11 protein-coding genes are annotated in these 12,044 nt (G+C 68.4%); 8 read left to right on the top strand and 3 right to left on the bottom strand.

What is annotated here, in order from left to right; all coding sequences use genetic code 11:
* Positions 1-22: 22 nt before the first annotated feature.
* The gene (locus CK240_RS06575; RefSeq protein WP_095639550.1) at positions 23-844 is read right to left on the bottom strand and encodes an ABC transporter permease; all 822 of its coding nucleotides are present in this window, start codon (positions 842-844) and stop codon (positions 23-25) included.
* A 147-nt stretch (positions 845-991) separates the two neighbouring features.
* On the opposite strand from CK240_RS06575, the gene cysQ reads away from it, so the two are divergent.
* The 8 genes from cysQ (at position 992) to CK240_RS06535 (ending at position 10,089) form a co-directional block, all read left to right on the top strand.
* Positions 992-1,792, top strand: coding sequence for a 3'(2'),5'-bisphosphate nucleotidase CysQ (cysQ, locus tag CK240_RS06570; protein ID WP_095639549.1), 801 nt, complete (start codon positions 992-994; stop codon positions 1,790-1,792).
* A 3-nt stretch (positions 1,793-1,795) separates the two neighbouring features.
* Complete coding sequence (locus tag CK240_RS06565; RefSeq protein ID WP_095639548.1) at positions 1,796-2,596, top strand: 3-deoxy-manno-octulosonate cytidylyltransferase; 801 nt, start codon at positions 1,796-1,798, stop codon at positions 2,594-2,596.
* A gap of 145 nt (positions 2,597-2,741) precedes the next feature.
* Complete coding sequence (locus CK240_RS06560) at positions 2,742-3,632, top strand: UTP--glucose-1-phosphate uridylyltransferase (RefSeq protein ID WP_095639547.1); 891 nt, start codon at positions 2,742-2,744, stop codon at positions 3,630-3,632.
* Between the two features lie 2 nt (positions 3,633-3,634).
* Entirely contained in the window at positions 3,635-4,636 is a 1,002-nt protein-coding gene (gene galE, locus CK240_RS06555) for a UDP-glucose 4-epimerase GalE (RefSeq protein ID WP_095639546.1), read from the top strand.
* 2 nt (positions 4,637-4,638) lie between these two features.
* Positions 4,639-5,676, top strand: a complete 1,038-nt coding sequence (locus tag CK240_RS06550) for a glycosyltransferase family 2 protein (protein ID WP_240517320.1) — start codon at positions 4,639-4,641, stop codon at positions 5,674-5,676.
* A 175-nt stretch (positions 5,677-5,851) separates the two neighbouring features.
* On the top strand, positions 5,852-6,847 hold the full coding sequence (locus CK240_RS06545) for a glycosyltransferase family 2 protein (RefSeq protein WP_095639740.1): 996 nt from the start codon (positions 5,852-5,854) through the stop codon (positions 6,845-6,847).
* On the top strand, positions 6,844-8,625 hold the full coding sequence (locus CK240_RS06540; RefSeq protein WP_095639545.1) for a DUF5927 domain-containing protein: 1,782 nt from the start codon (positions 6,844-6,846) through the stop codon (positions 8,623-8,625). Before CK240_RS06545 ends, CK240_RS06540 begins: the two co-directional genes overlap by 4 nt.
* 78 nt (positions 8,626-8,703) lie before the next feature.
* A complete protein-coding gene (locus CK240_RS06535; RefSeq protein WP_095639544.1) occupies positions 8,704-10,089 on the top strand; it encodes a hypothetical protein in 1,386 nt (461 codons plus the stop codon).
* Here the strand turns inward: CK240_RS06535 and CK240_RS06530 are convergent.
* Positions 10,086-11,000: a DMT family transporter gene (locus CK240_RS06530; protein WP_276303977.1), complete on the bottom strand. Its 915-nt coding sequence runs from the start codon at positions 10,998-11,000 to the stop codon at positions 10,086-10,088. The two genes, CK240_RS06535 and CK240_RS06530, sit on opposite strands and share 4 nt — an antisense overlap.
* On the bottom strand, positions 10,997-12,019 hold the full coding sequence (gene queG, locus CK240_RS06525; protein WP_240517331.1) for a tRNA epoxyqueuosine(34) reductase QueG: 1,023 nt from the start codon (positions 12,017-12,019) through the stop codon (positions 10,997-10,999). The genes CK240_RS06530 and queG overlap by 4 nt, the downstream gene beginning before the upstream one ends.
* Between the last annotated feature and the right edge of the window lie 25 nt (positions 12,020-12,044).

Below are 12,044 nucleotides of genomic sequence, written 5' to 3'. Positions count from 1 at the left end.
GCTGCGGGTCGCCGGGCCAGCCTCAGCGCGCGGCGTTCCAGCTGAGCGAAAGGGCGTTGCGAGTTACGAACTCGGCCATCAGCCCGATCATGAGCATCGTCAGCGTGAAGTAGAATGGATAGGCCAGGTTCGAGTTGTGGGGCGTGTAGTTGATGAAGACGAAGCCCCGGTTCTGGTCGATCAGGTGGAACAGCGGGTTCCAGTCGAACAGGTTCAGCATGTAGGTCGGCATCATGTTGGCCACGAACATCTTGCCCGAGGCGATCATGTTCACCCGCCGGATGATGCGCGACAGCATCGGCCCGATCTCGGGCAGCCAGCTGGTGATCGACAGCAGCAGCAGCCCGACCGTGCCCCCCGCGAACCAGGCGAAGACCAGCATCCCCAGCGAGGCCTTCCAGTCCTCGATCTGGATGGGCTGCCACAGCGTGTGATAAAGCCCGACCAGCACCAGGGCCGTCAGCATGTTGTTGTACAGCGCGGCCAGGGCCGCCCCGCACATCGAGATGGCGGTGTTCATCGGCCCGTGCTTCAGCATGGCGCTGGTCGCCTTTCCGGCCGACGACACGGCGCCGAGGCACTGGTTGAAGGCCATGAACAGGAAGATCCCGCTCATGATGAACAGCATGAAGTCGCCGCGCAGGGGCGCGGCGCGGACGCCGAGGATGACATACATCAGGAAGAAGGCCCCGATCATGATCGAGGCCTGCAGCATCGTCAGCACCAGCCCCAGGACCGCGTTCCGGTGGGTCTTGCGCAGGTTCTGGACCGTCTGGTGATAGATCAGCGCGGCCGTGGTGAAGATGGCCCCGCCCATGCTGCGGGTTCTGCGCTGCGTGAACATGGGAAAGCCCCCCCTTGGCCTGCGGGCCCGTCGCTGGACCCGGGCGCGGGTCGCTTGCTCATCGTCCGAGAGCCGATCATAAGTCGCCCAAAGGCATCGTTCAATGTGCAAGCCCGCCGATCCCGGCCGTCCGACGAGGAAACATCCATGCAATTCGACCGATTGACGTTCGAGATGCGCCGCCTTGCGCTGGCGGCCGGCGCCCGGATCATGGAAATCTACGAGGGCCCCGATTTCGAGGTCCGCTCCAAGACCGACGCATCGCCCGTGACTGCGGCCGACGAGGCCGCCGACGCCCTGATCGCCGAGGGCCTGCGCGCGGCCTTCCCCGAGATCCCGCTGGTCACCGAGGAACAGGCCGACACCCACGGCCAGAGCCTGACCAGCTTCCTGATCGTCGATCCCCTGGACGGCACAAAGGAGTTCGTGCAGCGCCGCGGCGACTTCACCGTCAACATCGCCTATGTGCAGGACGGGGTGCCCGTGCGCGGCGTGGTCTATGCCCCGGCCAAGGGGCGGCTGTTCTACACGGCGGCCGACGGCGGCTCGGTCGAGGAGACCGGCCCCTTCGGGCCCGAGCCGGGCGCGGTGCGCCCCATCGGCGTCAACGCCACCCCCGACAACCGGGCGCTGATGGTGGTTGCCTCGAAATCCCACCGCGACCAGGCGACCGACGACTACATCGCGCAATACGGCGTGCGGGACATGACCTCGGCGGGCTCCTCGCTCAAGTTCTGCCTCGTGGCGACGGGCGAGGCCGATCTTTACCCGCGCCTCGGCCGCACGATGGAATGGGACACGGCGGCGGGCGACGCGGTGCTGCGCGGGGCGGGCGGAGAGGTCGTGCGCTTCGACGATCACACGCCGCTGACCTATGGCAAGCCGGGCTTCGAGAACCCCTTCTTCATCGCCTACGCGCCGGGCGTGCTGCTGCATCCCCGGGGCTGAGCCTTGTCCGTCGTCATCGTCATTCCCGCCCGATTCGCCTCGACCCGCTATCCCGGCAAGCCGCTGGTCGAACTGCGGGGCGCCGACGGGCAGCCGAAAACCCTGATTCGCCGCAGCTGGGAAGCCGCGGTGGCGGTGCGGGGGGCGGCCCGCGTGATCGTCGCCACCGACGACACGCGCATCGCCGACCATGCCGCGGGCTTCGGGGCCGAGGTCGCCATGACGTCGGCCGACTGCCGCAACGGGACCGAGCGCTGCGCCGAGGTGCTGGCCGGCCTGTCCGAGCCCCCCGAGATGGTCGTGAACCTTCAGGGCGACGCGCCGCTGACGCCGGCCTGGTTCGTCGAGGACCTGGTCGCGGGCCTGCGCGCCGCGCCCGAGGCGCAGGTGGCGACGCCGGTGCTGAACTGCTCGGGCGCGATGCGCGCCGACCTGCTGGCCGACCGCGCGGCCGGGCGGGTGGGCGGCACCACGGCCGTCTTCGGGGTGGACCGTCACGCGCTCTACTTCTCGAAGGAGGTCATCCCCTTCGTGCCCCACGAGGTTGCCCCCGACGCGGCGAGCCCCGTGTTCCACCACGTCGGCGTCTATGCCTACCGGCCCGAGGCGCTGGCCGCCTATGCCGGATGGCCCGAAGGCCGGCTGGAGCGGCTGGAGGGACTGGAGCAGCTGCGCTTTCTCGAGAACGGCCGCCCGGTTCTTTGCGTCGAAGTTCAGGCGCAGGGGCGCGAGTTCTGGGAACTCAACAACCCCGAGGACGTTGTGCGCATTGAGGCGATGATGCTGCGAATGGGCATGACCTGATAGTCTTCAGGCTGGATGCTGTCTTTTTCGGCAAAAATCCGCAGCATCTGCCCAAGTTTGGCAGTTTCTGAACGCAAGGTGTCTTGCCGCAGTGCGGCAGGCGTAGGATAAATTGAACAAACCGGTTCGCAGGACGGAGCGCAGGATGAATCGCAAGGTTACAAAGGCCATTTTCCCTGTCGCGGGCCTGGGCACGCGCTTCCTTCCGGCCACCAAGTCGATCCCGAAGGAAATCATGACCCTGGTGGACCGCCCCCTGATCCAGTACGCGATCGACGAGGCGCGGGCCGCCGGCATCAAGGAATTCATCTTCGTGACCTCGCGCGGCAAGGGCGCGCTCGAGGATTACTTCGACCACGCGCACGAGCTGGAGAACACCCTGCGCAAGGCCGGCAAGGACGACCTGCTGGAACTGGTGCGCCAGACCAACATGGAATCCGGCGCGATCGCCTATATCCGCCAGCACAAGGCCATGGGCCTCGGCCATGCCGTCTGGTGCGCGCGCCGCCTGATCCACAATGAGCCCTTCGCGGTCGTGCTGACCGACGACGTGGTCATGGGCGAGCCGCCCTGCCTGCAGCAGATGATCGAGGCCCATGCCGAGACCGGCGGCAGCATGGTCGCCACCATGGAAGTGCCCATGGAGAAGACCAAGTCCTACGGCGTCCTCGACGTGGCCGAGGACATGGGCGCCATCGTCCGCGCCCGCGGCATGGTCGAAAAGCCCAAGGAGAACCCGCCCTCGAACCTCGCCGTGATCGGCCGCTACATCCTGGCGCCCACGGTGATGGAGAACCTCAACAAGCTCAAGCAGGGTGCGGGCGGCGAGATCCAGCTGACCGACGCCATCGCCGACGAGATCCATGAAGGCCGCGACGTTTACGGCCTGCGCTTCCGCGGGCAGCGCTACGACTGCGGCTCCAAGGCGGGCTTCCTGCAGGCGACGGTGGCCTTCGGCCTGGCGCGCGACGACCTCAAGGACGAGTTCGCGGAATACCTGCACGACGTCATGGCAATGCGGAAAGCCGCGGAATAAGCATGGCCGACAAGGTTCTGGTGACGGGCGGCGCGGGCTACATCGGCTCGCACGCCTGCAAGGCGCTGGCGGCTGCGGGCTATGTGCCCGTGACCTATGACAATCTCTGCACCGGCTGGCGCGAGGCGGTGAAGTTCGGCCCCTTCGAACAGGGCGACCTGATGGACCGCGCCCGGCTGGACGAGATCTTCGCCATCCATCGGCCCGTCGCCGTGATGCACTTCGCCGCCCTCAGCCAGGTGGGCGAGGCGATGCGCGAGCCGGGCAAGTACTGGCGCGGCAATGTCTGCGCCTCGCTGAACCTGATCGAGGCGACGATGGCCGCGGGCGTCCGCGACTTCGTCTTCAGCTCGACCTGCGCGACCTATGGCGACCAGGACGGCGTGGTGCTGGACGAATCCAGCCCGCAGGCCCCTCTGAACTCCTATGGCGCGTCCAAGCGCGCGATCGAGGACATGCTGCGCGACTTCGGCGACGCGCATGGGCTGCGCTCGGTCATCTTCCGCTATTTCAACGTCGCGGGCGCGGACCCCGAGGCGCAGGTGGGCGAGTTCCACCAGCCTGAAACCCACCTGATCCCGCTGATCCTGGACGCCATCGACGGCAAGCGCGACGCGCTGACGATCCACGGCACCGATTACCCGACCGCGGATGGCACCTGCATCCGTGATTATGTCCACGTGATGGACCTGGTGGACGCCCATGTGCTGGGGCTGAACTGGCTGCGGACCGCAGGTGAGCTGCCCGAAGGCGGAACCGAGGTCTTCTGCCTCGGCACCGGCAACGGCTTCTCCGTCCGCGAGGTGCTGGATCATTCCCGCCATGTCACCAATCGCCCCGTTCCGGTCGTCGAGGGGCCGCGGCGCGGGGGAGACGCGGTCAAGCTGGTTTCGGGCAGCGAGAAGGCGGGCCGGGTGCTGGGCTGGGAACCGCGCCGGTCCACCCTGCCGTCCATGATCTCGGACGCCTGGCGCTGGCACCAGACCGGGCATTACGCCGGCTGACGGTGGCCGACAGACCGCCCGGTCCGACCCTGCGACAGCGCCTGACGCTGGACTGGAAGCGCCGCCGCCTGCTGTGGCGCGCCTTTCGCAGCCGCAATGACCTGACTTTCGTGACGGGCAGGGGCAGGATCGCGCGCGACGCGATCCTCGCCTTCGCCGTCCTGCGCAACGAAGCCGAGCGTCTGCGGCACTGGCTGGACCACCACCGCCGCCTTGGCGTGTCCCGCTTCCTGGTGGTGGACAACGGCAGCGACGACGGCAGCGCCGAGATGCTGGCCGACCAGCCCGACGTGACGCTGTGGACGACGCGCGCCAGCTATCGTGGCTCGCGCTTCGGCCGCGACTGGACGAACTGGCTGCTGAACCGCCATGGCGCGGGGCACTGGTGCCTGACGCTGGACGCCGACGAGCTGTTCGTCTTTCCCCACGACGACCACGCCACGCTGCGGGACCTGGTGGCCGAACTCGACCGCCGCCGCGTCCCGGCCTTGGGCGCGCTGATGGTCGAGCTTTACCCCCGGGGGCCGCTGCGCCCGCCCGAGCCGCTGGACGACGAGGCGGCCCTTGCACGGCTCGAATGGTTCGACGCGGACAACTATCGCACGGCGATCCAGACGCCGCTGCGGAATCGCTGGGTGCAGGGCGGCGTGCGCGACCGCGTCTTCTTCCGCGACAATCCGCGCCGTGCACCCACGCTGAACAAGCTGCCGCTGGTCCGCTGGCGGCGGGGCTTCGCTTACGTGAACTCGACCCATTCGGCGCTGCCGGCGCGGCTGAACGATGCCTGGGACGGCCCGGGGGATCTCCGCCTGTCAGGCGCGCTGCTGCACACCAAGTTCCTGCCCTCGATCGTCGAGAAGTCGCGGATCGAGCGCGAGCGGCGCCAGCACTTCAACGACCCTTCGGCCTTTCAGGACTATTATGCCGCCCTGATCGACAACCCCGATCTGTGGGCCCGGCAGGCGCGGCGGCTGGCGGGCTGGCAAAGTCTTGCCGAGGCGGGGCTGATGTCCGCAGGCGGATGGAATGGTCCGCGCTAGCATCTCCTTGTTGAAAGATGTAACGAAAGCATCGCGTGACGCGGCCACCTGCCTGCCTTAAGCTGGTCTGCAGGTTTCCTTGGCCCTTTTCGTGCCGATCCGCGTCGCGGCCATGTGTTTCGCGTGACTTTCAAGAGCGTTTGGTGTGCGCAAGTTAAAACAGCGTCTGGTGACGATGTTCCGACTGAGGGCACGTCGCCAGTATCTTCTTGCCCGGGCGATCCGTCGCGGGCGCCAGCTTGACCCGGTCAGGGACCGCACGGAGCAGATCGCGCCGGGCGACATCCTGGCCTTTGTCACGCTGCGGAACGAACGTGTCCGGCTGCCCTATTTCCTCGAATATTACCGCCGGATCGGGGTCGGCCATTTCCTGATCGTGGACAACGGCAGCGACGACGGCAGCCGCGAATACCTGACCGACCAGCCTGACGTGTCGCTGTGGACCACGACCGCCAGCTACAAGGCCTCGCGCTTCGGCATGGACTGGATCAACGCGCTGCTGCGCCGGCATGGCGACGGCCACTGGTGCCTGACGGTCGATCCCGACGAGTTCCTGGTCTATCCCCATGCCAACACCCGCCCGCTGCGGGCGCTGACGGACTGGCTGGCATCCTCGGGCACGCGGTCCTTCTCGGCGATGCTGCTGGACATGTATCCCAAGGGGCCGGTCACGGCGCAGCCCTATGCCGAAGGGCAGGACCCCTTCGAGATCGCCTCGTGGTTCGATCCGGCCAATTATGCGATCCGCAAGAATGGGCTTTACCGCAACCTCTGGATCCAGGGCGGCCCGCGCGCCCGCACCCTGTTCGCCGAGGATCCCGAGAATGCGCCGGCGTTGAACAAGATCCCGCTGGTCCGCTGGAAGCGCGGCTATGCCTATGTGAGTTCCACCCACATGCTGCTGCCGCGCTCGCTGAACGTCGTCTATGACGAGGACGGGGGAGAGATCGCCTCGGGCGCGCTGCTGCATGCCAAGTTCCTGTCCACCTTCGCGGCCAAGTCTGCCGAGGAACTGGACCGCCGCCAGCATTACGCCAACAGCCGCGAATATCACGCCTATCAGCAGGGGCTGCAGAGCCAGGCCGATTTCTGGTGCGAGCAGTCCCGGGATTACCGCGACTGGCGCCAGCTCGAGGACCTGGGCCTGATCTCGCGGGGCAACTGGGCATGAACCCTGCACCGATCCCCTTCACCCGCGGCGGCAAGGAAGAGTCCGGAGTCCGGCTGGGCGTCATCATGCTGTGCCACGAGAACCTCGGGCTGGCTGCGCGGATGGCCCGCATCTGGTCGGACGGCGGCGCGCAGGTCATCATGCATGTCGATGCCAAGGCGTCCGACGATGCGGTCGAAGGGGTGAAGAAGGCGCTGGACGGGACGGGCACGCTTTACGCCCCGCGCCGGTCCTGCACCTGGGGCACCTTCAGCCTGGTCGCGGCCACGCTGGACGCGGCGGCGCAACTGCTCGAGGCCCATCCCGACGTCACCCATGTCTTTCTGGCCTCCGGCGCCTGTCTGCCCCTGCGGCCGGTGGACGAGTTGCGGCGCTTCCTCGCCAGCTATCCCGAGGCCGATTTCATCGAAAGCGTCAGCGTGCGGGACGTGGGCTGGACCGTGGGGGGGCTGAACGAGGAACGCTTCACGCTGCATTTCCCCTTCTCGTTCCGCCGCCACCGCAAGCTCTTCGACCGCTATGTGCGGCTGCAGCGGCGGCTGGGCGTGGCGCGCCCCATTCCCCAGGGCGTCAAGCCGCATATCGGGTCGCAATGGTGGTGCCTGACGCGCGCGACGCTGGAAGGCGTCCTGAACGATCCCCGCCGGGCCGAGTTCGACCGCTATTTCCGCCGCGTTTGGATCCCGGATGAAAGCTACTTCCAGACCCTGGTGCGCCGCCACTCCGTCCATGTCGAAAGCCGGTCGCTGACGCTGGCCAAGTTCGACGCCCAGGGCAAGCCTTACGTCTTCTACGACGATCACCTGGCGCTTCTGGGCAACTCGCGCATCTTCGTGGCGCGCAAGATCTGGCCGGGGGCCTCGGGGCTTTACGACGCCTTCCCGCGCCGCACCGATCTTCTGGATGCCGACGAGGAACCCGACACCGAGCGGATCGAGGCGCTGCTGGACCGCGCCGCGGCGCGCCGCAGGCTGGGCCGGCCGGGGCTTTACATGCAAAGCCGCTTTCCCCGGAAGGACGCCGAGAACGGCAAGACCGCCCAGCCCTATGCCGTGCTTTACGGCGCGGGCGACCTGTTCCTGGGCCTGCGCGAGGCTGCGACCCAGGCAACGGGACGGACGGTCCACGGCCAGGTCTTCGGCCGGCAGGAGGTCGAGTTCGCGGGCGGCGCCTCCATCGGGCCGGGGGCGCTGTCGGCCCATGTCGGGCTGCGCAACCTCGACCCGCAGGGATTCCTGACCTCGCTGATCCGGTCCTCGGACCCGATGCCGGCGTTTCTCTATTCCCCGCGCGACCGGCAGTACCTGAACTGGTTCATGGCGACCGACCCGAACGCCCAGTTTCTGGTGGTCACGGGCGCCTGGATCCTGCCGCTGATCCATTCCGACATGCCCTTCGACGACGTGCGGCGCATTGCGGCCAAGCTGCAGCGCGCCGAGGTCCGGTTCCTCGACATCCTTGATTCGGTCTGGGTCAAGGCGCGGGTGCGCCGCTGGACACTGGCCGAGGCGCTGGCCCAGCCCGACGAGGTCTGGTCGGAAATCTGCATGACCCTGCTGCCGGAGGGAGGGGCCGCCAGCCTGCCCGCGCCGCCCCTGCGCGACATCACGGGCGTCCTGCGGCTGGTGCGCGCGCTGCGAAACGCGGGGCTGAGGCCGCGCAAGATGGGCGATCCGCGCGTGCTGCGGGCGCTGGCCGCATCCCCGCTGGTCCAGGAAGCGGCGGACGGTCCGGCAGACACCAAGGACATCGCGGCTCCGCGGCAGCGCACGGGGTGACGGCCGCCGGTTGACGCCGCCCGCGCAACCGCCAAGGTTGCGCCCGGCCGCCTTGGGCTACGACATGCAGGACTTCCGATGACAGCCTTTCGCAGCTTCGTGATCTTCGCCGGGATGCGCACCGGGTCGAACCTGCTGGAAGCGACGCTGAATGGGGTCAGGCGCGTCACCTGCTTCGGCGAGGCGTTCAATCCCTACATGATGGGCTGGCCCGACAAGGACGAGTTGCGCGGCATCACCATGGCCGAGCGCGAGGCCGACCCCCACAGCCTGCTGCGCGCGCTGTTCGGCAAGCCCGACCACCTGGCCGGCTTCCGCTATTTCCACGACCACGACCCCCGGATCTTCGACGCGATCATGGACGATCCGTCCTGCGCCAAGATCGTGCTGACGCGGAACCCGATCGACAGCTGGGTTTCGACGCAACTGGCCTATGCCACCAACCAGTGGAAGCTGAACGCGACCGAGACCGCGATCCCCGCCGCGGTCGAGTTCGACGCGGCGAGCTTCCGCGAAAGCCTGGGCGCGACGCAGGCCTTCCTGGACCGCATCCACCACGGGTTGCAGGCGCGGGGGCAGGCGGCCTTCTGGCTGAATTACGATGACCTGCGCGACGCGGACGTGATGACCGGCCTTCTGCACTGGCTGGGCCGCACCGACCTGGACCGCGTCGAGCCCGCGCAGGACCAGGTGCCCCAGAACCCGCGCGAGATGGCCGAGAAGGTCACGAACTTCGAGGCCATGCAGGCCGAACTGGTCGCTACCGACCCCTTCCAGCTGCACCGCATCCCCGGCTTCGAGCCCAAGCGCGGGCCCGCCGTGCCCTCGTTCCTGACGGCCGGGGCAGGACGGGGCCTGCTCTTCATGCCGGTGCGCGGCGGTCCCTCGGACCGGATCGAGGCCTGGCTTTCCGCCCTGGGCCCCGTCGAGGGCGAACTGACCCAGAACGCCCTGCGCCAATGGAAGCGCGCCCATCCCGGGCACCGCGCCTTTACCGTGCTGCGCCACCCGCTGCCCCGCGCATGGGAGGCCTTCCACGTCATGCTGGCCGCCCGCAACCCCGACCTGCGGCGCGTGCTGCGCGAGGTCCACCGCATCGGCCTGCCGCCCGACGAGGACCTGCACGCGCTGACCGAGGCGGACATGCTGCCGCTGTTCGCCGGTTTCCTCGACTTCCTGCGCCGCAACCTCAACGGCCAGACCGGGCTTGCCACGCATCCCGGCTGGGCCTCGCAGGTCGAGGTGCTGGCGGGATTCGCCCGCATCGCGTCCCCCGACCTTGTCGCGCGCGAGGACCGCATGGCCGGGGACCTGGGCTTTCTCGCCCGCGCGGTCGGTCTCGACTGCGACGGCCCCGTGCCCGAGCCGCTGCCCCAGGTCCTGGACGATCCCGCGCTGCGCAAGGCTGCCAAGGCCGCCTATCTGCGCGACTATGTGGCCTTCGGCTTTCCCGACCGGCCCTAGCGGGGCGTTCCGGCCCGCTGGCCGCGCCGGATGCCCAGCCGCCGCTCGCGCAGGATGATCGCCACCCCCGCCGCGATGATGACCGCAGCGCCTGCCAGCATCCGGGTCGAGGTCGGCTCATTGAAGACGAACCAGCCGACCGCGATCGCCATCAGCATCGAGGCATAGTCGAAGGGCGCCACCAGCGAGGCGTCGGCGAAGCGGTAGGACGAGGTCAGCATGATCTGCGCCAGCCCCCCGAACAGCCCCGCGAGGATCAGCAGCCCCGACGTGCCGGCGTCCGGCACGACCCAGCCGAAGGGCAGCGTCACCAGCGACAGCAGGGATGCGGTGACAAGGAACCAGAAGACCACGGCCGAGGTCTTCTCGGTCAGCACCATCCGGCTGATGAAGATCTGCGTCAGCGCGCCGAAGGCCGCCCCGCTCAGGGTCAGCATCGCGCCCAGCGTTTCCTCGGGCGAGGCCTCGCCCACGCCGACAGACAGCCGCTGCGACAGGATGACCAGCACGCCCGCGAAGCCCAGCGCCACCATGCTCAGGCGGAACAGTCCCACGCGCTCGTCCAGGAACATGGCCGCGAAGATCACCGTCATCAGCGGCATGGCATAGTTGAGCGCCGTCGCCTCGGGGAAGGGCAGAAGACCCAGCCCCGCGAAGCCGCAGCCCATCGAGATCGTGCCGACGATGCCGCGATAGGCATGGGCCAGCGGGTTCGCTGCCCGCAGCCCGCTCGCAAGCTCGCCCTTGAGCGCGAGCCAGGCGAGGATCACGGGGATGCCGAAGAACGAGCGGAAGAACACCTGCTCGCCCGTGGGCACGACCGGGGCAGTGGCCTTGAGGATCGCGCCCATGACGGTGAACAGGAAGACGCTGCCCAGCTTCAGCAGGATGCCGGTCGTGGGATTTCTCACGCCAGACGCCCCGCCGCCCAGCGCGCCGCATCCGCGACCGCCGGATCGGGGTCGTCCACCAGTCCCTGCGCCACGGGGCGCAGCCGGGCCTGTCCGCTGTTGCCGATGGCGTAAAGCGCGTTCCGCACCATCCGGTCGCGCCCGATCCGCTTGATCGGGCTGCCCGAGAACCGCGCCCGGAAGCCCGCGTCGTCCAGGCGCGCCAGTTCGTCCAGCGCAGGCGCGCGATGCGGGCCGTGATAGCGCATCTCCTGGGCTTGGACCGCGAACTTGTTCCAGGGACAGGCGGCCAGGCAGTCGTCGCAGCCATAGATGCGGTTGCCCAGCATCGGACGCAGTTCCGGGTCCACCGGGCCCTTGTGCTCGATGGTCAGGTAGGAAATGCAGCGCCGCGCATCCAGCTGGAAGGGCGCGGGAAAGGCGCCCGTGGGGCAGGCGTCCAAGCAGGCGCGGCAGGACCCGCAATGCTCGGCCTCGGGCGGATCGGGGGGCAGGGGCAGGGTGGTGAAGATCGCGCCCAGGAAGAACCAGTTGCCTAGGTCCCGGCTCAGCAGGTTGGTGTGCTTGCCCTGCCAGCCCAGGCCCGCCGCCTGCGCCAGCGGTTTTTCCATCAGGGGGGCGGTGTCCACGAAGACCTTGATCTCGCCGCCCCAGCGCTCGAGCATCCAGCGCCCCAGCCGCTTCAGCCGGGCCTTGACGATGTCGTGGTAATCCTTGCCCTGCGCATAAACGCTGACCGCGCCCCGGTCCGGCCGCGCCAGATCCTCGCGCGGGTCGTGTCCCGGCGTATAGGCCTCGGCCAGCATGATGACGGATTGCGCCTCGGGCCACAGCGCGTCGGGCGCGCCACGCCAGTTCATGCGCTCGGCCATCCAGTCCATCTGCCCGTGCCGCCCCTGGGCGACATACTCGGCCAGCCGCCCGGCCGCCTGCGGGATCGCGTCGGGCCTTGTCACCCGTGCCGCCGAGAACCCCTCGGCCGACGCGCGCGCGACCAGTTCCTTCTTCTTCGCCCAAATATCCTGGGGGGAGCCGGCACTGCCG

The sequence above is a fragment of the Paracoccus salipaludis genome, from assembly GCF_002287065.1.
Lineage (GTDB): Bacteria > Pseudomonadota > Alphaproteobacteria > Rhodobacterales > Rhodobacteraceae > Paracoccus > Paracoccus salipaludis.
Note: the sequence above shows the minus strand (reverse complement) of the source record. Positions and strands in the feature narration are given on the sequence as shown.

Excerpts from the sequence above, each read along its gene's own strand:
- CK240_RS06575 (WP_095639550.1), bottom strand. The coding sequence starts at position 844 with ATGTTCACGCAGCGCAGAACCCGCAGCATGGGCGGGGCCATCTTCACC.
- cysQ (WP_095639549.1), top strand. The coding sequence starts at position 992 with ATGCAATTCGACCGATTGACGTTCGAGATGCGCCGCCTTGCGCTGGCG.
- CK240_RS06560 (WP_095639547.1), top strand. The coding sequence starts at position 2,742 with ATGAATCGCAAGGTTACAAAGGCCATTTTCCCTGTCGCGGGCCTGGGC.
- galE (WP_095639546.1), top strand. The coding sequence starts at position 3,635 with ATGGCCGACAAGGTTCTGGTGACGGGCGGCGCGGGCTACATCGGCTCG.
- CK240_RS06545 (WP_095639740.1), top strand. The coding sequence starts at position 5,852 with ATGTTCCGACTGAGGGCACGTCGCCAGTATCTTCTTGCCCGGGCGATC.
- CK240_RS06540 (WP_095639545.1), top strand. The coding sequence starts at position 6,844 with ATGAACCCTGCACCGATCCCCTTCACCCGCGGCGGCAAGGAAGAGTCC.
- CK240_RS06535 (WP_095639544.1), top strand. The coding sequence starts at position 8,704 with ATGACAGCCTTTCGCAGCTTCGTGATCTTCGCCGGGATGCGCACCGGG.